We start from the raw sequence: 22,518 nt of genomic DNA on the forward strand, positions 1-22,518 counted from the left end.
AAACTTATAATGAGCCTTTAGTTGATGGAATGCTCTTTTTACTTCTAGGATCTATCTCTAATGCCTCTCTTAATGATCTTGCTAATGCTTTATAACAAGACTCAATTATGTGGTGACTATTATCACCATAAATATTTTCAACATGCATTGTAATACCTGCGGCCTGTGAAAATGCTTGGAACCATTCTTTAAATAGTTCTGTATCCATCTCACCAAGTTTCTCAACCTTTAATTTTACTTTCCAAATTAAATAAGGCCTATTTGAAACATCTATTGCGACTCTAGTCAGCGTTTCATCCATTGGAATAACTATGTGTGCATATCTTTTGATGCCTACAAATTTTTTTGCAGCTTTTTTTAAAGCTTCGCCAATTGCAATTCCTGTATCTTCTGTTGTGTGGTGAAGATCAATATGAGTATCACCCTTTGCTTTTACTTTTAGATCAAATAGAGAATGCTTTGATAGTTGTTCAAGCATGTGATCTAAAAAACCTATTCCTGTATCAATTTGGTATTTGCCTTTACCATCAATGTTTAACTCAACATTAATACTGGTTTCTTTAGTTTTTCGAGAAACTTTTCCTTTTCTAACCATATAATTTAAATTGTATACATACTTAATCCAACTATATCAATATCAGTCTAGATACTTGAAGTATCAAAAATAGTTACCATTTATTAGTCATGACAACAATTGTACTAGTCAGAAAAAATAATGAAGTTGTGGTTGCAGGTGATGGACAAGTAAGTATGGGAAATACTGTTGTAAAAAGCACAGCTTCAAAAGTAAGAAAAATTGAAAAAAGAGATGTCGTAGCAGGATTTGCAGGATCAACTGCTGATGCATTAACTCTATTTGAGAGATTAGAAGGAAAATTAGAAAAGCATGCTGGCAATTTATCAAGAGCTGCAGTTGAGTTGGCCAAGGATTGGCGAACTGATAAATACTTAAGAAGGTTAGAAGCATTAATGGCTGTAGGTGATAAAAATAATAGCTATATAATTTCAGGAACTGGAGATGTTCTTGAGCCTGAAGGTGATGTAATTGGAATTGGTTCTGGTGGAAATTATGCATTAGCAGCAGGAAAAGTTTTAATGGAGGGCGATTTGTCGGCCGAAGAAGTTGCAAAAAAAGCAATTAAAGTTGCAGCTGATATATGTGTTTTCACAAATGATAATGTTAAAATTGAGAAAATATAATGGGTAATTCAAACGTAACACCTTTGCATCCTAAAGAAAAAACTCAGAAAGAAGAAGCATCTTTGGTAAGTGCTCTTTCACCAAGAGAAATAGTTTCAGAATTAGATCGTTTTGTTGTGGGACAAAATAAAGCAAAAAAAGCTGTTGCTGTTGCATTAAGAAATAGATGGAGAAGACAAGCCTTAAAAGGTGAAATGAGAAATGAAGTTTTACCAAAAAATATTTTAATGATTGGACCAACTGGAGTTGGAAAAACAGAAATTTCTAGAAGACTTTCAAAACTAGCAGAGGCTCCTTTTGTTAAAGTTGAAGCAACAAGATTTACTGAAGTTGGATATGTTGGGAGAGATGTTGAGCAAATTGTTAGAGATTTAATTGAAATTGCAATTGCAATGGAGAAAGTAAAAAAAAGAAAAGAAGTTTATTCACAAGCCCAAAAAGCTGCTGAAGAAAAAGTATTAGATGCTTTAGTTGGAAAAAAAGCAAGCATTGCAACAAGAGAAAGTTTTAGAAAAAGACTTAGAAATGGTGACTTAGATGACAATGAAATAGAGATAGCAGTGAGTGATACAGGTTCAAACGGTGCATCTTTCGAAATTCCAGGAATGCCTGGTGCTAATGTTGGAATGATAAACATTGGGGAAATGATTGGTAAGTCTATAGGAAACAAAGAAAAGAAAAAAAAAATGACAGTAAAGGAATCTCATGAAATTTTAATTAATGATGAATCAGATAAACTAATTGAACAAGATAAAATTGTTAAAGCTGCAAAACTATCAACAGAAAATAATGGAATAGTTTTTTTAGATGAAATAGATAAAATTTCAGCAAGAACTGATCGAGTTGGTGGAGATGTTTCTAGAGAAGGTGTACAAAGAGATTTATTGCCACTTATAGAAGGAACAACTGTTAATACGAAGCATGGTCCGATTAAAACTGATCATATATTATTCATTGCATCAGGTGCTTTCCAGCTTGCAAAACCATCTGATTTGCTTCCTGAATTACAAGGAAGATTGCCTATAAGAGTTGAGCTAGAAGCTTTAACAAGCGAAGATTTTAAGAGAATTTTAAAAGAACCAGATTATAGTTTAATCAAACAATATGTAGCTCTTTTAAAGACTGAAAATGTAGAGCTTGAATTCTCTGATGATGGTATTGATACAATTGCAAATATTGCTTCTGAAGTTAATGCATCTGTTGAAAATATTGGTGCAAGAAGGTTGCATACTATTATTGAAAAAATTTTAGATGAAATAAGTTTCACAGCAACTGATAGAGCTGGAGAAAAAATTATTATAAACAAAGAGTATATTAACAAAAACCTAGACAATTTAGTTAAGGATACAGATCTTTCTAAATTTATTTTATAATAATTTAAAGATAGTTAAGTTCCTCTAATTCAGTTTTAAATTTTTTCTCAATTTTATCCTTCAAAAATTTAGGCAATTTATTTGGATCATTTTCCTTTGGCCCATATTTAAAAAAGGTAATTTTTTGATCATCTATATTTTTCATTTCCTCATTAAAACCTTCTTCTTTTTCTAATTTCTGCATTTTAGTAAAAGTAGTGCTTTTAATTGAATTTTTTAATTTTTTATCGTCTATCTGAGCTTGAGAACCACCAAGCTTAAATATAAAATTTAAAATTTTTAGAAAAGTTTTTTCTGTATTAAAAACAAGATCTTCATATTTTACTAATAAATATTTATCTAATTTTTTAAATTCTTTCCAACTATTATAATTAGATGCCCAAGAGCCAACATGAGTTATTTTTTTATTTTTTTCCTCTATTTTTTCTGTATGTTTTCCCAAACCAGTTAAGGCACTAAATTCTAACAAAGTTTTCATAGCTAATTCCAAAGACATTCCTTGATGATTGGCATAAGATTTAACAACACTTCTAGGGTCTCTAACAATATAAATTACTCCAAGAGTATTGTTTAAATCTGTGAATTTAAAGCCATTAATATCATATAAGCCAGAATGAGTTTTAAAAAATCTAATAGATTTATTATCTAGAGAATTTATTTTTTTTTGAACACTTATGTAATTTTTTACAAACTCTAATTGATTTGAGGTATCAACTCCAAATTTTTTAAATAAACCTTCGGCAGGAAATTGTTTTATTTTCTTTATAGAATTAGGTAAAAAAATTCCATCTTTTGTGAATAAGTATGCAGACAATAAAGCTCTTAAAAAGGTATTTCCACTTTTTGGATATGAGGCTAGCCAAATTATCATTTATTTCTCTTAATCTTAATTTTACAAATAACCGAGTTCTTCCATCTCTTTTCTAAAATTATTTTCGATTTTATTTTTATTTTTAGCATCTAAAAGATTTTCGGATTTCTTTTGATCACCAAGATAAAAAAAGGGAATAGATTTCCCAGTTTTTCTATCTACCGATGCTTCAGAAAAACTTTGCTTTTTCTCAAGATTCTTCATTTTTTCAAAACTAGTAGAGGAAATTATATTTTTTATTTTACTTTCGTTAATTTCAAACTTATTTTCAATTAATGAATTTAAAAAAGATAAAATATTTTTTAATGTGTTTGTTTTGTTGTTAATCATATCCTCATATTTTATTAACAATAATCTTTGAGGATTAAAATTCTTCCAAGATAAGTAATTAAAGTTCCACTTTCCACAAAAAGTTTTCATTCTTGTATTTCTCTCATAGACACCCATATCCTTCATAAGAGCTTCCGTAGCTTGATCGATATTCATTTGAAAATGATTTGCATATGAGACAACAACTTTTCTTGGATCTCTTACTACATAAATAGCACCAAGTGATGTTTGTAGATTAGTAAAAAAATAATTATTTGCTCTAAACAGGTTGCTATGAGTTTTTAAAAAAAAAATTCTTTTTTTATTTTGTATAAATTTTTTTTGAACATTAATATAATTTTTAATTACTTCACTATCGTCTTTAATATTAACATTTAAATTTTTAAAAAAATTATGACTAGGAAAATAAGGAATATTTTTTAAAAGTTGAAAATTAAATAAACCATCCTTAGAATAAAAGTATGCCGACAAAAGTGATCTTAACAAAGTATTTCCACTTTTAGGATATGATGCTAACCATACTATCATTATTTAATTTTATTTTTTAAAAAAATGTAAAATGCTCCTGATCCACCATCATCTATACTTGCATCTTTTATATCAGTAATCATACTCATTAAGTTTTTATTATTTGATATGAATTCAGGTACTGAATATTTTAATATACTTAAATCTTTAGATACATATGGGTCTTTTTCTACATTAGAATGAATTCCTTTGCCAGTAATAATAATTAGTTTTTTTACTTTCTCGTTATATGCTTCAGTAATAAAATCTCTAACCCTTCTGTTTGCTTGGTCCAATGTGTAACCATGTAAGTCAATCGACCTAACTTTTTCATAACTTTTTTGAATATTTCTATTATCTTTATTTATGACCTTCTCATCACTTGAAATAAAATCTTGCCAGTCTTTTTTATCTTTTTCTGATATTGAACTAGTCAAACTAAGTTAAAATATTAATTAACTGCCAATTAGGATTAACAGAAGTAATATCCCTTGAGAAAACCCAGGTATCATAAATTTTTTTAATTTTTCCAGGATCTCCTGACACAATTTTTTTTTCTTTATCTCTTACGCAGGTAATCACCTCTGCGATAAAATTAACTGTTACATTTAAAATATTTCCAATTTTTTTATGCTCTTTTATTTCTGCTTTATTAACACCAATAAAAGTAATTTCTGCATAATGACCTCTTTTTGCTCTTTCTTGCAAAGCTTCGTCAAATTGATTAAAAATATCTTTGTTTAGTAAAGGTTTAGCATTTTTGATTTTATTATCATTATCACCGAAGTCGGTAATGATTGTTTCATACGCAATTTTAGCACCTTTTATAAATTCTTTTTTAGCTTCATCATCAAATTTATCACTAGGTTTTTTGTTTTGCTCGACTTTAATTTTTTTTAATACCTCTTGAAATTGAGCTGGAGTTTTTCCTTCATATCCAGTTCTTTTACCAAGAATACCTCTCAACCTTAAAAAAATAAAACCCGCAATCATTGCAAGCAAAATGATATCAATATACTCAAAACTATAATTCATGGTCTGATAGTAATTACTCTATTGATTAATTTCAACTAGCAATTTAGATTAAGGACAAAATGAACCCATTATTAATATCTTTTATCCTTATACCAGTATTGGAAATTTATTTATTCATAAAGATCGGTTCTCAAATAGGTGCTATTTTAACTATTTTACTCATTTTCATGACTGCAATTGTTGGGGTTTACTACGCAAAATATGAGGGACTAAACACTCTGAGAAATGGTTTTGTTCAATTAAAAAATAATGAAGTTCCAACATATGAAGTTCTTTCTGGAGCAGCAATTGCTTTTGCAGCATTTCTACTAATCATTCCAGGATTTGCCACAGACGTTTTGGGTTTTTTATTAATTTTTCCTATTAGTAGAAATTTAATATTCAAACGTTTATTTAAAAAGTTTAAAAAAAATAAAACAAATAAAAATTTCATTGATGGAGAATTTGAAGATATAGAAGAAAATAATGACAGAAAAATTTAAAATCTTAGGTCAATACATTAAAGATCTTTCTAGTGAAACAAAAAATGCTGAAACATATGTTTTTGTTAAAGATCAAATTTCTAAATATCAACTAAAGATAGATATAACTTCAAAAGCAATTAAAAATAAAATGATTGAAATAGATACGATTATGAAATTTGAAGATAAATCTAATTCAAAACACAAATCATATTTCGAAATGACTTACTCTACGATTATTAAAATAAATGATAAAATAGAAGATAAAAAAGAAATGGAAAGAATTATACTTTGTGATGCACAAATCAAAATTTATCCTGATCTTGAAAAATCATTTTTAAATTTACTACATAACTCAGGTTATCAAGAAGTAAAATTTGAAAAAAAAATAGATTTTGAAAAATTATTTAACAATAGGTTTAACTAAAATAGTTTTTTTTCAAATGATTCTTTAAATATTCTCTATGGTTTTTTAACTCTTTGTCAGTTGGCAAAACAACTTTCTTACAATATGCATTAAGAGTTTTTTTTTGCTCATAAACTTTAATTTCATTACTTTTAAAATCTAAAGTTGGTTCTTTTTGATCAATCAAATTTATGTAAACTTTAGCTAAAAGGTCACAATCAATTAGGGCAGTATGTTGGATTCTTCTAGAATTATCTATACGATATCTTTTACATAACGCATCCAAACTTGCCGCTGAACCAGGAAATTTTATTCTAGCTAATTCAAGTGTATCTACTATTTCATTATCAATTTTTTTATAGCCTAGCATTGAAAGTTCATTGTTTAAATGACCTAAGTCAAATTCAGCATTATGAATTATAAGTTTTTTCCCCTCTATAAAGTTTAAGAAATCATCAGCTACATCAACAAATTTTTTTTGTTTTGATAGAAACTCATCACTATACCCGTGAACTTGAAAAGCTTTTTCAGAAACTTTTCTCTCTGGATTCAGATATGCATGAAATTTTTTTTTTGGTATTAAATTATCAAGTTCTAAACAACCAATTTCAACTATTCTATGGCCTTCTCTAATTGAAACACCTGTTGTTTCTGTATCTAGTACTATTTCTTTCATCTATAGAATTTTATTTAAAATTTTTTTAATTTCCTTTTTAACTGAATTTTGAGTGAAGGTGTTTTTAATTATAAATTGTGATTTTTTTTTTTTATAAGTTGCACTTAATTGAATTTTTTTAAATATATTGATAAGTTTACGATTATAATTTAATCTATTTATAATTTTTTTATTAATATCTTTTTTTTTTGAGTCTACAAAGACTAATATATCTTTTGTATTAAATAATTTATTTTCAATTAATAAAGGAATATCTAAAATTACAATTTTTTTATTCTTATTCTTTTTTAAAAATAAATTTAATTTTTTTCTTATTTCTTTATGAACAATATTTATTATTTTTTTTAAATTTTTCTCATTAGCCAATATTGCACTTGTAATTTCTTTTTTATCTACAGGAAATGTGGATATATATTTAGGTAAATTTTTATGTAATTTATTAAAAATTTTTTTATCATTTTTATATAATTTAGATACTTCATAATCAGCATTGAAAACTGGATATCCAAAATTATTTGCTACAAATGTTTTTCCTGATCCGATATCACCTAATATCCCAATTCTAATCATTTTCTAATAACTTTAACGTTTCTAAATTTATTTGTGGCTCTATCCCATGCCATAAACTAAATGCTCCAAAAGCCTGATAAATAAACATTAACTTTCCATTTTCTGTTAAGCTCCCTAACTTTTTACCATCTCTTAAAAAATTAGTTTCGCTAGGATTATAAATTACATCATAAAAAAATTTACCCTCACTTATATTAAAATTGCCTAAATTAATGATCTCATCATTTAAACCCAAGCTGGTTGCATTTATAATCATATCAAAATCAGGTATATCACCCCACTCAACAATACTAATTTTATTAAATTGAGATTTTAAATTTTCTGCTTTTTCACGAGTCCTATTGCTTATAGTGATTTTAGATACTTCCATTTTATTTAAAGCAAAAATAATAGAGGGGACAACACCGCCAGCACCTAAAATTAAAATTTTTTTATCTTTAACATTATAATTTAAATGTTTTATAGCCTCTTGAAAACCAGCAACATCTGTATTGTGACCAACAAGGCTTCCATTATCAAAAGTAATTGTATTTACAGACAGTGTTTGTTCTGCTTCTAAACTTAATTTGTCCAAGAAAGGAATTACGTTTTTTTTAAATGGAACAGTTACATTACAACCATTTATTTCTTGATCTTTAATTTTAAGAATAAAGTTTTCAATTTCATTTTCTTCAAGTTTAATTTTATCGTAAACTGCATTAATATTATTTTGTTTTAGCCAATAGTTATGCAATTTTGGGGATAATGAATGATTAATTGGGTTTCCAATTACAAAATATTTTTTCATTTTTATAAATTTAAATATTCTTTTATTTTTTTTATAGGTAAACCCATTATTGTATCTTCATCTCCTTCTATGCTACTGAACAAACTTCTACCCTCCCCTTCAATTTGATAAACATTGTAAGCGTAAAGATTTTCATCTGATATTTTAGATAAATATTCTTCTAATTCTGAATCTGAAAAATTTTTCATTATTAAAGTTGCTTTATCAGTGTAATTCCAAATCATTGAACCATTTTTTGAAATACAAACAGAACTAATTAAAAAATGGGGTTTCCCGTTAAGTTTTCTTAATATGGTCATTGCCTCTTTTCTATTCTCAGGTTTTGAAATTAACTCTCCATCTAGGTCAATAACGCTGTCTGCACCAAGCACTATTCTATCATTCATTTTAATGCTAACTTTGTTTGCTTTTAGCTCTGCTAAATTTTTTGAAATTATTTCTGGACTAGCATTTTCTTTAAGTAAAGATAGCTTTACAACATCTTCATCAACATTTGAGGGTTCCACATCGTTATCTATATTATTCTTGTCTAAAATATCTTTTCTGACTTTGCTTTTAGAAGCTAGAATAATTTTATTTAACATTATTTGAGTATATTTCGTGTATTTTAATAATTGAGGCAGCAGTTTCCTCAACAGATTTTCTTGTTACATCTATTAAAGGCCATTTATATTTTTGAAAAGTTTTTTTCGCTTGAAGGACTTCTTTTTTTATACTTTCTAAATTAGTATAATCTATATTCTCTGTTTCTTTTAATGAGTTCATCCTATTTTTTCTTAAATCTGCTAGTCTTTCAGGTTCTGTGCTTAATCCAACAACACAAGTACTGTGAGGATTTTTCTTAAGTTTTTCTGGTAAAGAGTTTTCATTTACCAAAGGAATATTTGAAGTTTTAAATCCTTTGTTTGCAAGATATATAGACGTTGGTGTTTTACTAGTCCTACTAACACCAATAAGGATAATGTCAGATTTTTCAACTTCGTTTATTAAATTACCATCATCATGATTCATAGTAAATTGAATTGCTTCAATTCTATCGTAATACTCATCATTTAAAACATGTTGCCCACTTGGTTCATGAGAAGCTTTTTGATTTAAAATTTTAGAAAAGTTTAAAATTAAATTACCCAATACTCCAAAACAAGGTATCTTCTTTTTTTCACTTTCATTAGCCAAATATTTAGCAAGGTTATTATCAACAATAGTATATAAAATTATTGAATTTTCATTCTCTTTTGCATCTTCTAAAATTTTTAAAATCTGATTTTCTGTTCTTGTAAATGAATAAGAATGAATTTTATATTCTATATTTATAAATTGTGCTTTAAGAGCCAAAAATATTCTATCTAGGGTTTCCCCGGTCGAGTCAGAAATTAAATAGATTTGATATGTATTACTCATAAATAAATTGTTAATAAACGTGTATTATTTTTGTTGAATTATACAATTTCAGATTTTCCCAATAACACCTGTAAAACCTAACTTTTATTAACAATAATAATAAATAAGTTAAAACAATCCACAAAAATTAAAATAATTAAAAAAGCTTCATTTTAAACAATTTTAATCATCAAACTTGTTAGTAAATTGTGAATATAATGTTTATAAAAAATAATCTTCTTTATTCACAAGATATAATAATACTACAATAATTTATAAGACTTTTATATGAAACCTTTAGACAAAGTAATTATCAACAAAGATACCTCATTTAATCCTCTATGGATAATGAGACAAGCAGGACGATATCTACCTGAATTTAGAGAATTAAGAAAAAAAAATCCTGATTTTATTAACTTATGTTTAAATGATAACTTGTCAGCTCAAATAACATTACAACCATTAAAAAGATTCGATATTGACGCCGCAATAATCTTCTCTGATATTTTAATGTTACCTTACGGTCTAGGTCAAAAAGTAAAATTTGAGAAAAATTTTGGTCCCAAGCTAGAAAATCTAGACTTAAAAAAGATAGCTAAATTGGATGAGATAGATTTTGTTGAAAAAATATATCCTGTTTATAAAGCAATTAAAAAAGTAAGTTCTGATCCAATTGTAAAAGATAAAAATACTATTGGATTTGTCGGAGCACCCTGGACTCTTTTAGTCTATATGATTAATTTAAAATCTCCAAAAAAAGATTTAAATAAAAATTTTTTTAAAGATGATTATTTAATAAATAGAATTTTATTACTTATAGAAAAATTTTTAAAAGTTCATATTAAAAATCAAATAGATAATGGAGCAAATGTTATTCAAATTTTTGATAGCTGGGCTGGTTTATTAGAGGAAAAAGATCTTCCAAATTATATTTACACTCCTACTTTGAATTTAGTAAATTATGTTAAATCTTTAAAAGTACCAGTAATATGTTTTCCAAGAGAAATTAAAAACTACAAGGAATTTTGTGAAATTGTTAAACCTGATGCTATAAGTATTGATTATAATATTGATCCAAAGAAAATACTAAAAGATATTAAAATTCCTGTACAAGGCGGTCTAGATCCTAAGGTTTTATTAACTGATTATGACAATTTGAAAAAAGAAACAAATAAGTATTTAGAAATTTTTAAAGATCATCCATATATATTTAATTTAGGGCATGGTATTCTTCCTGAAACCAATCCAGAAATGGTCGAAAATTTAATTAAAATAGTAAAAAATAATTAAACTATGGATAAAAACCACCCACCAGTAAATTATGGAAAAACAGGCGTGCTTATAATTAATTTAGGCACTCCAGACTCAACAAACTGGTTTGATATTAGGAAATATTTAAAAGAATTTTTATCAGACAGAAGAGTGATAGAAGTAAATCCTATAATTTGGCAAATAATTTTAAATTTATTTATTTTAACTTTTAGACCCTCTAAAACTGCTAAAGCTTATAAAGAAATTTGGATGAAAAATGAAAATATGTCTCCACTTCTTTATTATACAAAACTACAAAGTGAAAAAACTTCCCAGTCATTAAAAAAAGAAAATATTATTTTAGATTTTGCAATGAGATATGGAAACCCAAGTATAAAAAGTAAAATACATGAATTACATAAAATGGGCTGTGAAAACTTAATTATACTTCCTCTTTATCCTCAATATGCAGCAGCAACAACAGCAACAGTTTGTGATGAAGTCTATAGAACACTAATGAAAATGAGGTGGCAACCTTCCCTTAAAATAATTCCGCATTATGAATCTAATCCTTTATATATTGATGCACTAGTTAATTCGATTAATAAAAAAATTAACGAAATTAACTGGAAACCAGACTTAATTATAGCCTCTTATCACGGAATACCAAAAAAATATTTTGATAAAGGAGATCCGTATCATTGTTATTGTCATAAAACAACGAGACTTATTTCAGAAAAGTTTAATTCTATAAAAATTAAAACTACTTTTCAGTCAAGATTTGGTCCACAAGAATGGCTGCAACCATACACTGATAAAACTCTAGAAAGACTACCAAATGAGGGGATTAAAAATATTCTTGTCATATCCCCAGGTTTTTCATCCGATTGTGTAGAAACGTTGGAGGAAATATTAATTCAAGGTAAAGAAAGTTTTGTAAATGCGGGTGGAATTAATTTTGATATGGTTCCCTGTTTAAATGACAATGAAGATCATATATTTTTGATAAAGTCTTTAATTGAAAAAAATCTTTAATTAATGAATACATATTTACTACTTAAATCTTTACATTTAATAGCACTCATTTCATGGATGGCGGGTCTTTTATATTTACCAAGAATTTTTGTTTACCATGTTGAAAATAAAGAAAAAAAAGAGACCACTGATATTTTCATTTTGATGGAGAAGAGATTATACAATTATATTATGCGTCCCGCTATGTTATTAACATGGGCTTTTGGATTAATATTAATTTATTTAATTGGTTTTGATGTTTTTTCGAATTTATGGATTCAAATTAAATTAGTGTTAGTGGTGCTACTTTCAATTTATCATGAATATTTGGGTAAATGTTTAATTGCACTAAAAGACGGAACAAACGCTAGATCTTCAAAATTTTTTAGAATTATTAATGAAATTCCAACTGTAATTTTAATTATTGTTGTATTTTTAGCTATTTTTAAGCCAATCTAGGGTTGAAATAATAAAATCAGTATATATATTATATTCATTGGTAAGTCCTTATCAAAAAAAATCATGAACATTCAAGAACTAAAACTTAAATCATCTGAACAGCTTATTACACAAGCAGAGAAGCTTGGAATTGAAAATGCTAGTACACTGAGAAAACAGGAAATTCTTTTTGCTATTCTTAAAAAAGTTGCTGAAAAAGAAGAAATTACCGGGGTAGGAGTTTTGCAGTTACTGCAAGATGGGTTTGGTTTCCTTAGAGCAATGGAATCTAATTATCTCCCAGGGCCGGATGATATATATGTAAGTCCAAGTCAGATTAGAAAATTTGGTTTAAGAACAGGAGATACTGTTGAAGGTCCAGTAAGAGCCCCCAAAGAAGGAGAAAGATATTTTGCATTATTACAAGTAAGTAAAATAAATTTTGAAGAACCAGAAAAGGCAAGGCATAAAATTGCATTTGATAATTTAACTCCTTTATATCCAGACAAGCAATTAGTGATGGAAATTGAAACAGCTAAAATAGAAAAAAAACCAGATCTAACCCCAAGACTAATTGATTTAGTTAGCCCAATTGGTAAAGGCCAAAGATCAATAATTATATCACCACCCAAGGCTGGAAAAACAATGATCCTACAAAGTATAGCTAACTCAATAGCCAAAAATTATCCAGAGTGTTACCTTATAGTTTTATTAATAGATGAACGTCCTGAAGAAGTTACAGATATGCAGAGGACTGTAAAGGGTGAAGTAATTAGTTCAACTTTTGATGAACCAGCACAAAGACATGTGGCTGTTGCTGAAATGGTTATAGAAAAGGCAAAAAGATTAACTGAACATAAAAAAGACGTTGTTATTTTATTAGATTCCATAACAAGATTAGGTAGAGCTTATAATGCTGTAATTCCAAGCTCAGGAAAGGTTTTAACAGGGGGTGTGGATGCAAATGCACTTCAGAGACCAAAAAGATTTTTTGGTGCAGCGAGAAATATTGAAGAAGGTGGCTCACTAACTATTATTTCTACAGCCCTGATTGATACAGGAAGCAGAATGGATGAGGTTATTTTTGAAGAATTTAAAGGAACAGGTAATAGTGAAACTGTCTTAGATAGAAAAATAGCAGATAAAAGAATCTATCCTGCAATCGACATAACAAAGTCTGGAACAAGAAGAGAAGAGCTGTTGTTTGATAAAAACGATTTACAGAAAATGAATGTATTAAGAAGAATAATTGCTCCAATGGGTACTATGGATGCAATTGAATTTATTAATTCAAAATTGAAAGATACAAAAAATAATTCGGAATTTTTTAATTCGATGAATAAACCATCTTAAATTATTAAATATATTTTAAAGATTTCATTTCATTTTTAAAATTACTCTCAATTTTTTCTCTTGTATGTTTATTGAGTATATTTTCCCATTTGTTATCAGGACCAAGATTAAAAAAGTAATTTCTATTTTCTACGTGAAAATTTCTCCATTTTTTAAAACCATCATCACTTTCACCCATTGAAACATCTTTTTCTTTTTTTTTAAGAACATTAAAATTAGTTGACTCAATTGCATTATGTAATTTTGATTTATTAACTCCTTCTATTCTGTTAGTTAAAGTATTAATAAAAACTATTATATCTCTGAAAGTTTCGTATTTATTTTCCAGTATGTCCTCATACTTTATAAAAAGTCTTCTAAACTTATTATATTTTAACCATGATAAGTAATTAAGGCTCCAAGAACTTATATATGAGTATGATGAATACCCACCGCCATCTTTTGCTAATAAATAACTTTTTTTATCCAAAATCATATTTAGTGCTTCCTCATCATTGTATGAAAAATGATTTTTTATAGATGTAAAAACGTTCCTTGGGTCTCTTACTATATATATTGCTCCCAGGCTCGTTTCAAATGAAGTGAAAACATTGCCCTTGTAATCACCTAAACAGCTATGAGTTTTAAAAAATCTTATTTTTTTATCTGATATAATTTTTTTTTGTGATAGCATCCATTCTTTTGATGCTTCTATTGCGCTATCGATTTTTTTATTAAAAAACTGTTTATCAGGAAATTGCTTAATATTATCAATTAGACTAAAATCAAACTTCCCATCCGAAGAAAAGTAATAGGCAGATAGAAACGCTCTTAAAAATGTATTTCCACTTTTAGGATAAGAAGCTAACCAAATAATCATATTTAATTTTTTTATAACAGGTTAAATTAATATTAATTTATACATAAAAATAGAATAACTAAATATATTTTAGTTCTTTCATTTCATCTTTAAAAATTTTTTCAATTTCATTTTGCAATTCCTTATTTAATGAATTTTTCCATAAATTTTGTGGTCCTTTGTGAAAAAACATAACTTTTTTTTTATTAATATTATTAAAGGCGTGTTCCTTAAATAGGCCGTCTTTTTCCATCTTTTTTAAATTTTCAAATTTAGTACTATTTATGATATTTTGTTTTTTTATATCACTGTATTCAAATTTTAAGTATTTTCTTAAAAAAAATACTATTTTATCAATTTCATTATCAATGTTGTTTAATAGATCTTCGTATTTAATTAATAGACAATTTGAGTTTTTTTTAGTCCAAAAATTATAATGTTCCTTCCAGGTACCAATAAGTGTTGCAATTTCGTTTTCTGATTCCTTTTTTTCTTTTGATCCAAACATTATTTTCGGTTCCATTAAAAATTTTTTTGCATCTTCTATATTGAGACTAAAATGATTTGAAATAGAACTTATTAGATTTCTCGGATCTCTAACTATATATATTGTGGCTATACTATTGGATTTATCAGTAAAAGTATTATTCTGAATTTTACAATTCAAATTATGAGTTTTTAAAAATTTAACTTTATTATCTAAATTAATTTGATTTTGACTAGTGACCCAGTTTTTACTAACATCATTTATATCTTGGAAATTTTGAGTAAAATCTTTAAAAAATTTTCTGCTGGGATATTGTTGAATTTTGTTTAACAATTGAAAATTAAATATTCCACTATCAGTGTATATTAATGATGATATGATCGATCTAAGCCATGTGTTTCCACTTTTGGGGTAAGAAGCTAACCAAATAATCATTGAAAAAATTATATATTATTTTTTATTAGATTATATAATTAACCCTTAATCAATTATGACCATATTTGCTCTTTCATCAGGTCCAGGAATTTCTGGTATTGCAGTTATAAGAATTTCTGGAAGGATGACAAAAAAAATTATCGAACAACTTACAAACAAAACAATACCAAAACCAAGAGTAGCAACATTAAGAAAAATCAATAAAATCAAGACTTCCGAGCTTATTGATGAGGGAATAATCATATGGTTTCCGGGGCCAGAGAGCTACACAGGAGAAGATATGGCCGAAATACAAGTTCATGGTAGCAAAGCTGTCATAGATGCTCTGCACTCTTCTATTTCTGAAATTGATAATTGTAGACTGGCCGAACCAGGAGAATTTACAAAGCTTGCTTTTCAAAATGGCAAAATAAATTTGTTAAAAGCAGAGAGTATTGCTGACCTAATTTCATCTGAAACAGAAATTCAAAGACAACAAGCAATTAAAATTATGGATGGAAAGTCTGCTGAAAAATTTAATTTTTTAAGAGAAAAACTTTTAAAAATTTTGTCTCATGTTGAAGCTAAAATTGATTTTCCAGATGAAGATTTGCCGAAAAATATTTTGGATGAAATTAAAAATGATTCAAGTGAAGTTATTAAAAAAATTGAAAAGATTTTAAATGATCAAAAAGTTGGAGAAAGAATTAGAGATGGTTTTAAGATTGCAATTCTTGGACCCACTAATGCAGGGAAATCTAGTTTAATAAATCATTTATCAAATAGAGATGTTGCAATAGTTTCTGAAATAGCTGGTACTACGAGAGATGTTATCGAAACTCATCTTAATATAGATGGTTATCCTGTAATAATATCTGATACTGCTGGAATAAGAGAATCTAAAGATGAGATAGAAAAAAAAGGTATTAAATTATCTTTAAATAGAGCCGAAGATGCAGATTTAAAGCTTGTAGTGGTAGATGCAAAAAGCCTTGATTTTACTGATGTTTTGAAGGGTTTGTTAGATGAAAATGCAATTTTAGTTATAAACAAGTCTGATCTTTTAGAAAAAGAAATTGATTCAGAAATAAAAAATATAAATCATGTTTCAATTTCAATTAAAGATAATAAAAATATTGATGAACTAATTTTAAAAATAAAAAATAATTTAAAAAATAAATTTATAACTAGTGATGATATCTTGATTACTAGGGAAAGACATAGACAACATTTGGAACAGTGTTTAGACCATTTGAATAACTTTAATCAAAAAAAAGAAATAGAAGATTTTGATAAAGCAGCAGAAGATTTAAGATTAGCGACTAGACATTTGGGTATGATCGTTGGAAAAGTTGATGTAGAAGAGATATTAGGTAGTATTTTCAACGATTTTTGCATCGGTAAGTAATCCCCTATTTTCCTTGTTTTTTAGACATTTTTTATCAAAAACTGTTGATATTTAATGTTTATTTACAAAAAAATGAGCCTGTCTTGTAAATTATCTATTCACATATAAATTCAACTCATGAAAAAAGATTTGTCATTTGATGTAGTTGTAATTGGTGGTGGTCATGCAGGATGTGAGGCAGCTGCAGCTTCTGCTCGTCTAGGTGTAAACACTGCCCTATTCACTCATAAAATAGAAACGATTGGTGAGATGTCATGTAACCCTGCAATAGGTGGTTTAGGTAAAGGTCATTTAGTTCGAGAAATAGATGCACTAGATGGTGTTATGGGAGATGTTGCAGATAAATCAGGTATACAATTTAGATTATTAAATAGAAGCAGAGGGCCAGCTGTACGTGGACCAAGAACACAATCAGATAGGTCACTATATCGTAAATTTATGCAAGAAAAACTTATAAAATATTGTAATTTAAGCATTTTTTTAGATCCTGTAATAAAGTTTATTTTTAATAATAATGCTATAAATGGTTTTGAAACAAAAGAAGGTAAAAAGGTATCATGTAACAAGTTAATACTAACAACAGGAACTTTTTTAAATGGTTTGATACATATAGGTGATGAAAGAACACCAGCGGGAAGGTATGATGAAAAACCTTCAACAGGTTTAAGTGAACAATTAGCAAAATATGATTTTAAAATTGGAAGATTAAAAACTGGAACACCTCCCAGGTTAGATGCAAGAACGATTAATTTTGAAAACCTTGAGGAACAATTTGCAGATGATGATCCTTATTTTTTTTCTTTCTTAACTAAAAAAAATTTAAACAAACAAGTGTCATGTCGAATGACTTATACCAATGAGAAGGTTCATAAAATTATAGAAAAAAATTTAGCCAAAAGTGCAATGTACTCAGGTAATATAAAAGGAGTCGGTCCAAGATATTGCCCATCTATAGAAGACAAGATAGTAAAATTTGCAGATAAAATTCGTCATCAGATTTTTTTAGAGCCAGAAGGGCTTAATGACCACACAATTTATCCAAATGGGATCTCCACATCGCTTCCAGCTGAAGTTCAAGAAGAAATATGTAATAATATCAATGGTTTAGAAAATGTAAGAATAATAAGGCCAGGATATGCTATAGAATATGACTATATAGATCCACGTGAACTATTCTTGACCCTTGAAACAAAGAAAATCAGCAATCTATATCTTGCTGGACAAATTAACGGAACGACTGGATATGAAGAAGCAGCTGCACAAGGACTTATAGCTGGTATAAATGCAGCTTTATCTGTTAGAAATTCTGAGCCTTTTATCCTTGATAGATCTGATGCCTACATTGGAGTAATGATTGATGACTTGGTTACAAAGGGAGTAGCAGAGCCATATCGTATGTTTACATCAAGAGCAGAATATCGATTAAGTTTGAGAGCGGATAATGCAGATCAAAGATTGACAGCTAAGGGAATAGAAATCGGGTTAATTGGAAAAGATAGAAAAGCAATATACTTAGATAAATTCAACAAAATTGCAAAAATTAATTTAAAAATGAGTAAATCTAGAATTTCCCCATCTAAAGCTGAAAAATTTGGAATTAAAATAGCGAAAGATGGAATATTGAGGTCTTCAAATGAAGTTCTAACTCAAAAGAATGTAAATATGAGTAAAATTAGAGAAATATGGCCTGAAATACCATATTTTAGTGATGAAATTGATGAGCAAGTAGAAATTAATGCTCATTACAGAGGATATTTAAAGAAGCAAAAAGCCGATATTTTAGCTTTTAAGAGGGATGAGAACTTAATTATTCCTGAGAAAATCAATTATGATAGGCTTTCAGGTTTATCTAATGAGGTTAAAGCTAAGTTAAAAGAAATAAAGCCTAAAACTATGGGTCAAGCTCTTAGAATTGATGGAATAACGCCAGCAGCTGTATATATTTTGTTGTCACATGTTAAAAGAAAGTCTATTAAGCATATAGCTTAATGGATCAAGAAATTTTAAATTCTTACTCTAGACTTAATTATCTAAATGTTTCACGTGAAACATTTTTAGACTTTGAAAACTATATATCTCTGATTCTTGAAAAAAATAAAAAAATTAATATAATTGGTCAAAATACAGCATCAAAAAACGCAATAATTGAACGCCATATTATAGATTCTGCGCAAATAATTGATTTTGTTGATTTAAATTGCAATACAACTACAGATTTAGGCTCTGGAGCTGGTTTACCAGGAATTATAGTGGCAATTATACTAAAAAACATGAAAAATAAAATGAATGTGCATCTGTATGAAAAAAGCTACCATAAAAGCCATTTTTTAAAAGAAGTATCAGAAAAGTTAAATTTAAATACAAAAATTTTTCAAAAAAATATTTTTGAATTAAAAAATTTAGAGACAGGAACAATTATGTCAAGAGCGTTTAAACCTATGCCTGTTGTTTTAGATTTAGTTTATGAAAATTTCTCTAAATATAAAAATTTAATTTTCTTCATGGGTAAAAGTGGAAAAAAAGTTTTTGAAAATTCTAAAAAAAAATGGAATTTGGAATATATAGAAAAGAAAAGTTTAACAAGTAAGGATTCATTTTTGATAAACATAAAAAAAATTAAAAAAAAAGTTGAAAAAAATTAAATGCAAATCATATCTGTCATAAATCAAAAGGGTGGGGTAGGAAAAACAACCACCGTAATTAATCTTGCTGCTGGTTTATCACAACTTAATAAAAAAATTTTAGTTATTGATCTAGATCCCCAGGGAAATGCCACCACAGGTCTTGGATTATCAAATACGGACAACTCAAGCGACACAATTTATGGTCTGCTGAACGGAACTAAGGAAATTTATCAAGTAATAAAGAAAACACAGTTTGAAAATTTGGATCTGATAACTTCTAACGTTGACTTATCAGGTCTAGAAGTTGAAACAGCTAATGATACTAATAGAGCATTTATTTTGAAGAGTAAATTAGCCGCTTATTTAAATGATTCTAGAGGGTCTTATGATTATATATTAATTGACTGCCCACCTTCACTTAGCTTACTGACCGTCATGGCCCTCGTATGCTCTAGCTCACTTCTGGTTCCTCTACAGACAGAATTTTTTGCGCTTGAGGGCTTAACACAGCTCATGAAGACTATTGAAAGGATAAAAGTAAGTTTAAATCCAGAATTAAAAATCAGAGGTATACTTTTAACGATGTATGACAAAAGAAATAAATTATCTTCACAAGTTGAAAAAGAAGCTAGAGATTATTTTAGTGAAAAAGTTTACTCAACAGTAATACCAAGGAACGTCAGATTATCAGAAGCACCTTCTCATGGAATGCCAGTTTTAATTTATGATAAATCATGTCCAGGTAGTAAGTCATATTTTAGCTTCACAGATGAATTTATTAATCAAGAGTCAACAATAGGGAGTGCTGCTTAATGGACAAAATTAAAAAAGGTTTAGGAAGAGGTTTGTCCTCATTGATTGGTGAATCAAAAGTTGAATCCCAAACTAATCAATTACAAGTAAGTGATCTAATTCCAAACAAGTATCAACCAAGAAAAATATTTGATGAAAATAATTTAGAAGATTTAACTAATTCAATTAAAGAAAGAGGAATGATACAGCCAATCATTGTTAGGAAATCAAATGATGATAAATCAAAATTTGAGATAATAGCAGGTGAGAGAAGGTGGCTTGCTGCACAAAGAGCTGGCCTCCATAACGTTCCCGTTGTTGTTACTGAAGCTGATGATTTGAAATCTTTAGAATTTGCAATTGTTGAAAATGTTCAAAGACATGATTTGAATCCTCTAGAAGAGGCTCAAGGTTACAAAAGATTAATTGACGAGTTTTCTTATAACCAAGAAAAAGTATCAAAATTTATTGGAAAAAGTAGAAGTCACATAACTAATTCTCTGAGGCTCTTAACTTTACCAGATAAAGTCATAAAATTAATTGAAACTAAAAAATTAACAGCTGGTCATGCTAAGATATTAGTAGGCCTTGAAAATGCAATGTTTGTTGCATCAAAAATTATTGAAAAAAAATTATCAGTGAGACAGACAGAGAATTTTGTTAAAATTTTTAAAAATAAAAAACAAAACCGAAATACATCTAAAGACTCAAATATTATTGCACTTGAACTATCTATCTCAAATAAAATAGGTCTTAATGTTAACATTCAAAATAATAAGAGGAATAGGGGTAAAATAAGTTTTGAATATAAAGATCTCAATCAATTAAATAAAATTATAGATATAATTAAATCTAATTATTAGTTTTCGAGGCCACTTGTTCTAAAATAAAATTTGTAATTATATTAAGAGAATTGTTTAAGTTTTTTTTAATCATTAATTCAACTTCGCAAAGCTGATAAATTAAGAATTTTAAGTTTTTTGAATTCCAATTTTGGATTTGTTGTTTGGTAATTTGTTTTTCTTTCCAAAAAATTGGCGGTTTTGCTTCTGAAATTGTTAAATCAATATTTCTATTTTTTTCATATTTTAAAGTCAAAGCAAGTATTCTCTTTGATTTATTCAAAAAAGTTCTAGAAATTAATACACAGTCGTCATTCTTGTAATTATTTTCATTTATAATTTTAAATGTTTTGTTTTTATTTTTTGCCAAACAATTGTCTATTAATTCTGAAATGGAATGATTTTCGATTAAATTTGTTAATTTAAGCAAAGTCTCTTCATTTATACTTTTTTTACTATAAGAATAATTTTCTATCTTTTTTAATTCTGATATTAAAATTCCCCTATCCCCCTTAGTATTGTTAATTATAAGATCAATATTTGATTTAGATAATGAAATTTTTTTTTGCTTTAAGAAAGAAAATGCTATTCTTGACAATGATTGAAAGTCGTCAGGATATACAGGAATACAAACAGTTTTTTTATCTTTTTCAAAAAAAGATCTTAACTTTGATTTTTTTTCTAAATTATCTGATTCGATGATTATGTTTATATTATTTAGATTTTTTTTAACTATGTGTTCTAAAATTTTAAATGATTTATCTGTGACTCTTTTAATAAACATAATTTTTTCATTTTCAAAAAGAGATTCTGTATGCAATGAATTTAAAAAATTATCTGAATTTTCGATAATTTCTTTTTCATCATAGTTTGCAGTAAGTGTTTTTCCTTTAAGTAAAAATTTTAATACTTCTAATTTCAGTCCATCATTTTTCCCATATAGAAGTATAAATTTGTTATCTTTTAAGTTTATTTTGTTTATTTCAAATGATTTAATAATCATTTAACTTAGAAAGTTCCGATATTAAATTGTTATATATTGTTGAAGCAAAATTTTCTTTTATAACTCTTTCGTATTTTTGTTCTTCAAATTTATCACTTATGCTATCTGTATTTTGCTTTTCTACAAATGTTATTTCTTTAATTAATTTTTCATTTAAACTTATTTTAAATAAAACTTTAGCTGATAATTGATAATCTAAAATTTCTGCTGTTGTATCTTTTGAAAGCACATTCTTATAATATTCAGTAGTTACATTAATTTTATATTTTTTTTCATGTTCGTTATTTTCCAAGATTCTAAAATAAATTTTGAAAAAGTTATTGATAATTTTATCCCCTTCATAAGAAACTTCTTCTATTGAAAAATTTGTATTTGTTTTATTCAAATGAAGAGGTGTAAAACCGCAGCCATTCAACATGTTTAGTATAATCAATAATAAAAAAATTTTTCTCATTGTT

General features: G+C 27.3%; 27 protein-coding genes. 13 read left to right on the plus strand and 14 right to left on the minus strand.

Translation table 11 applies throughout. The features are described 5' to 3' along the window. Window positions 1–4: 4 nt before the first annotated feature. Window positions 5–595, minus strand: a complete 591-nt coding sequence (gene hisB / locus ACQY31_RS04850; RefSeq protein ID WP_428079046.1) for an imidazoleglycerol-phosphate dehydratase HisB — start codon at window positions 593–595, stop codon at window positions 5–7. An 89-nt stretch (window positions 596–684) separates the two neighbouring features. Between hisB and hslV the strand changes: the two genes are divergently transcribed. Together hslV and hslU are read left to right on the plus strand one after the other, a co-directional pair. Next, window positions 685–1,200, plus strand: coding sequence for an ATP-dependent protease subunit HslV (gene hslV, locus ACQY31_RS04855; RefSeq protein ID WP_428079048.1), 516 nt, complete (start codon window positions 685–687; stop codon window positions 1,198–1,200). Further along, window positions 1,200–2,573 (plus strand): ATP-dependent protease ATPase subunit HslU, encoded by a 1,374-nt coding sequence (hslU, locus tag ACQY31_RS04860; RefSeq protein ID WP_428079050.1) that lies wholly within the window; start codon window positions 1,200–1,202, stop codon window positions 2,571–2,573. The genes hslV and hslU overlap by 1 nt, the downstream gene beginning before the upstream one ends. 4 nt (window positions 2,574–2,577) lie before the next feature. Here the strand turns inward: hslU and ACQY31_RS04865 are convergent, their stop codons facing one another. Genes ACQY31_RS04865 through ACQY31_RS04880 form a run of 4 tightly spaced genes read right to left on the minus strand, consistent with a single transcriptional unit; the run spans window position 2,578 to window position 5,316 of the window. After that, a complete protein-coding gene (locus ACQY31_RS04865) occupies window positions 2,578–3,444 on the minus strand; it encodes a sulfotransferase domain-containing protein (RefSeq protein WP_428079051.1) in 867 nt (288 codons plus the stop codon). A gap of 21 nt (window positions 3,445–3,465) precedes the next feature. Then, complete coding sequence (locus tag ACQY31_RS04870; RefSeq protein WP_428079053.1) at window positions 3,466–4,302, minus strand: sulfotransferase domain-containing protein; 837 nt, start codon at window positions 4,300–4,302, stop codon at window positions 3,466–3,468. Next, entirely contained in the window at window positions 4,302–4,718 is a 417-nt protein-coding gene (locus tag ACQY31_RS04875; protein ID WP_428079054.1) for a Smr/MutS family protein, read from the minus strand. Before ACQY31_RS04875 ends, ACQY31_RS04870 begins: the two co-directional genes overlap by 1 nt. A gap of 1 nt (window position 4,719) precedes the next feature. Continuing rightward, window positions 4,720–5,316 (minus strand): Tim44/TimA family putative adaptor protein, encoded by a 597-nt coding sequence (locus ACQY31_RS04880; protein WP_428079056.1) that lies wholly within the window; start codon window positions 5,314–5,316, stop codon window positions 4,720–4,722. A 59-nt stretch (window positions 5,317–5,375) separates the two neighbouring features. Here ACQY31_RS04880 and ACQY31_RS04885 point away from each other — a divergent pair, with 59 nt between their 5' ends. Then, a complete protein-coding gene (locus ACQY31_RS04885) occupies window positions 5,376–5,798 on the plus strand; it encodes an FxsA family protein (protein WP_428079058.1) in 423 nt (140 codons plus the stop codon). Continuing rightward, on the plus strand, window positions 5,782–6,204 hold the full coding sequence (locus ACQY31_RS04890) for a protein-export chaperone SecB (RefSeq protein WP_428079060.1): 423 nt from the start codon (window positions 5,782–5,784) through the stop codon (window positions 6,202–6,204). The genes ACQY31_RS04885 and ACQY31_RS04890 overlap by 17 nt, the downstream gene beginning before the upstream one ends. Here the strand turns inward: ACQY31_RS04890 and dnaQ are convergent. Genes dnaQ through ACQY31_RS04915 form a run of 5 tightly spaced genes read right to left on the minus strand, consistent with a single transcriptional unit; the run spans window position 6,197 to window position 9,617 of the window. Beyond that, a complete protein-coding gene (gene dnaQ, locus ACQY31_RS04895) occupies window positions 6,197–6,859 on the minus strand; it encodes a DNA polymerase III subunit epsilon (RefSeq protein ID WP_428079062.1) in 663 nt (220 codons plus the stop codon). The two genes, ACQY31_RS04890 and dnaQ, sit on opposite strands and share 8 nt — an antisense overlap. Next, window positions 6,860–7,429 carry a dephospho-CoA kinase gene (gene coaE, locus ACQY31_RS04900; protein ID WP_428079064.1) on the minus strand — a complete coding sequence of 190 codons (570 nt, stop codon included), beginning with the start codon at window positions 7,427–7,429 and terminating at the stop codon, window positions 6,860–6,862. Next, on the minus strand, window positions 7,422–8,216 hold the full coding sequence (gene aroE, locus ACQY31_RS04905; RefSeq protein WP_428079066.1) for a shikimate dehydrogenase: 795 nt from the start codon (window positions 8,214–8,216) through the stop codon (window positions 7,422–7,424). The genes coaE and aroE overlap by 8 nt, the downstream gene beginning before the upstream one ends. A gap of 2 nt (window positions 8,217–8,218) precedes the next feature. Continuing rightward, a complete protein-coding gene (locus tag ACQY31_RS04910; protein ID WP_428079068.1) occupies window positions 8,219–8,800 on the minus strand; it encodes a Maf family protein in 582 nt (193 codons plus the stop codon). After that, on the minus strand, window positions 8,790–9,617 hold the full coding sequence (locus ACQY31_RS04915; protein WP_428079069.1) for a pyruvate, water dikinase regulatory protein: 828 nt from the start codon (window positions 9,615–9,617) through the stop codon (window positions 8,790–8,792). Before ACQY31_RS04915 ends, ACQY31_RS04910 begins: the two co-directional genes overlap by 11 nt. A gap of 267 nt (window positions 9,618–9,884) precedes the next feature. Between ACQY31_RS04915 and hemE the strand changes: the two genes are divergently transcribed. The 4 genes from hemE to rho all read left to right on the plus strand — a co-directional run bounded on the left by hemE (window position 9,885) and on the right by rho (window position 13,652). Then, window positions 9,885–10,886: a uroporphyrinogen decarboxylase gene (hemE, locus tag ACQY31_RS04920; protein WP_428079071.1), complete on the plus strand. Its 1,002-nt coding sequence runs from the start codon at window positions 9,885–9,887 to the stop codon at window positions 10,884–10,886. Window positions 10,887–10,889: 3 nt separating this feature from the next. Next, window positions 10,890–11,882 carry a ferrochelatase gene (gene hemH / locus ACQY31_RS04925; protein WP_428079073.1) on the plus strand — a complete coding sequence of 331 codons (993 nt, stop codon included), beginning with the start codon at window positions 10,890–10,892 and terminating at the stop codon, window positions 11,880–11,882. A 3-nt stretch (window positions 11,883–11,885) separates the two neighbouring features. Continuing rightward, window positions 11,886–12,320, plus strand: a complete 435-nt coding sequence (hemJ, locus tag ACQY31_RS04930) for a protoporphyrinogen oxidase HemJ (RefSeq protein ID WP_428079075.1) — start codon at window positions 11,886–11,888, stop codon at window positions 12,318–12,320. Window positions 12,321–12,383: 63 nt separating this feature from the next. After that, window positions 12,384–13,652: a transcription termination factor Rho gene (rho, locus tag ACQY31_RS04935; RefSeq protein WP_428079077.1), complete on the plus strand. Its 1,269-nt coding sequence runs from the start codon at window positions 12,384–12,386 to the stop codon at window positions 13,650–13,652. A 4-nt stretch (window positions 13,653–13,656) separates the two neighbouring features. Here rho and ACQY31_RS04940 read toward each other — a convergent pair whose 3' ends face one another. Both ACQY31_RS04940 and ACQY31_RS04945 read right to left on the minus strand, forming a co-directional pair. Further along, entirely contained in the window at window positions 13,657–14,511 is an 855-nt protein-coding gene (locus ACQY31_RS04940) for a sulfotransferase domain-containing protein (protein WP_428079079.1), read from the minus strand. A 58-nt stretch (window positions 14,512–14,569) separates the two neighbouring features. Further along, on the minus strand, window positions 14,570–15,412 hold the full coding sequence (locus ACQY31_RS04945; RefSeq protein ID WP_428079081.1) for a sulfotransferase domain-containing protein: 843 nt from the start codon (window positions 15,410–15,412) through the stop codon (window positions 14,570–14,572). Window positions 15,413–15,467: 55 nt separating this feature from the next. Between ACQY31_RS04945 and mnmE the strand changes: the two genes are divergently transcribed. The 5 genes from mnmE (at window position 15,468) to ACQY31_RS04970 (ending at window position 21,078) form a co-directional block, all read left to right on the plus strand. Beyond that, window positions 15,468–16,799: a tRNA uridine-5-carboxymethylaminomethyl(34) synthesis GTPase MnmE gene (gene mnmE / locus ACQY31_RS04950; RefSeq protein WP_428079083.1), complete on the plus strand. Its 1,332-nt coding sequence runs from the start codon at window positions 15,468–15,470 to the stop codon at window positions 16,797–16,799. A 117-nt stretch (window positions 16,800–16,916) separates the two neighbouring features. Beyond that, a complete protein-coding gene (gene mnmG, locus ACQY31_RS04955; RefSeq protein WP_428079085.1) occupies window positions 16,917–18,788 on the plus strand; it encodes a tRNA uridine-5-carboxymethylaminomethyl(34) synthesis enzyme MnmG in 1,872 nt (623 codons plus the stop codon). Next, entirely contained in the window at window positions 18,788–19,441 is a 654-nt protein-coding gene (locus ACQY31_RS04960; RefSeq protein WP_428079087.1) for a 16S rRNA (guanine(527)-N(7))-methyltransferase RsmG, read from the plus strand. Before mnmG ends, ACQY31_RS04960 begins: the two co-directional genes overlap by 1 nt. After that, window positions 19,442–20,236 carry a ParA family protein gene (locus tag ACQY31_RS04965; RefSeq protein WP_428079088.1) on the plus strand — a complete coding sequence of 265 codons (795 nt, stop codon included), beginning with the start codon at window positions 19,442–19,444 and terminating at the stop codon, window positions 20,234–20,236. Next, entirely contained in the window at window positions 20,236–21,078 is an 843-nt protein-coding gene (locus tag ACQY31_RS04970; protein WP_428079090.1) for a ParB/RepB/Spo0J family partition protein, read from the plus strand. Before ACQY31_RS04965 ends, ACQY31_RS04970 begins: the two co-directional genes overlap by 1 nt. Here ACQY31_RS04970 and holA read toward each other — a convergent pair. Next, complete coding sequence (gene holA / locus ACQY31_RS04975) at window positions 21,068–22,060, minus strand: DNA polymerase III subunit delta (protein WP_428079092.1); 993 nt, start codon at window positions 22,058–22,060, stop codon at window positions 21,068–21,070. The two genes, ACQY31_RS04970 and holA, sit on opposite strands and share 11 nt — an antisense overlap. After that, window positions 22,050–22,514, minus strand: a complete 465-nt coding sequence (locus tag ACQY31_RS04980) for a hypothetical protein (protein ID WP_428079093.1) — start codon at window positions 22,512–22,514, stop codon at window positions 22,050–22,052. The genes holA and ACQY31_RS04980 overlap by 11 nt, the downstream gene beginning before the upstream one ends. Between the last annotated feature and the right edge of the window lie 4 nt (window positions 22,515–22,518).

Origin of the sequence: Candidatus Pelagibacter sp. (assembly GCF_965262185.1) — a bacterium.
Lineage (GTDB): Bacteria > Pseudomonadota > Alphaproteobacteria > Pelagibacterales > Pelagibacteraceae > Pelagibacter.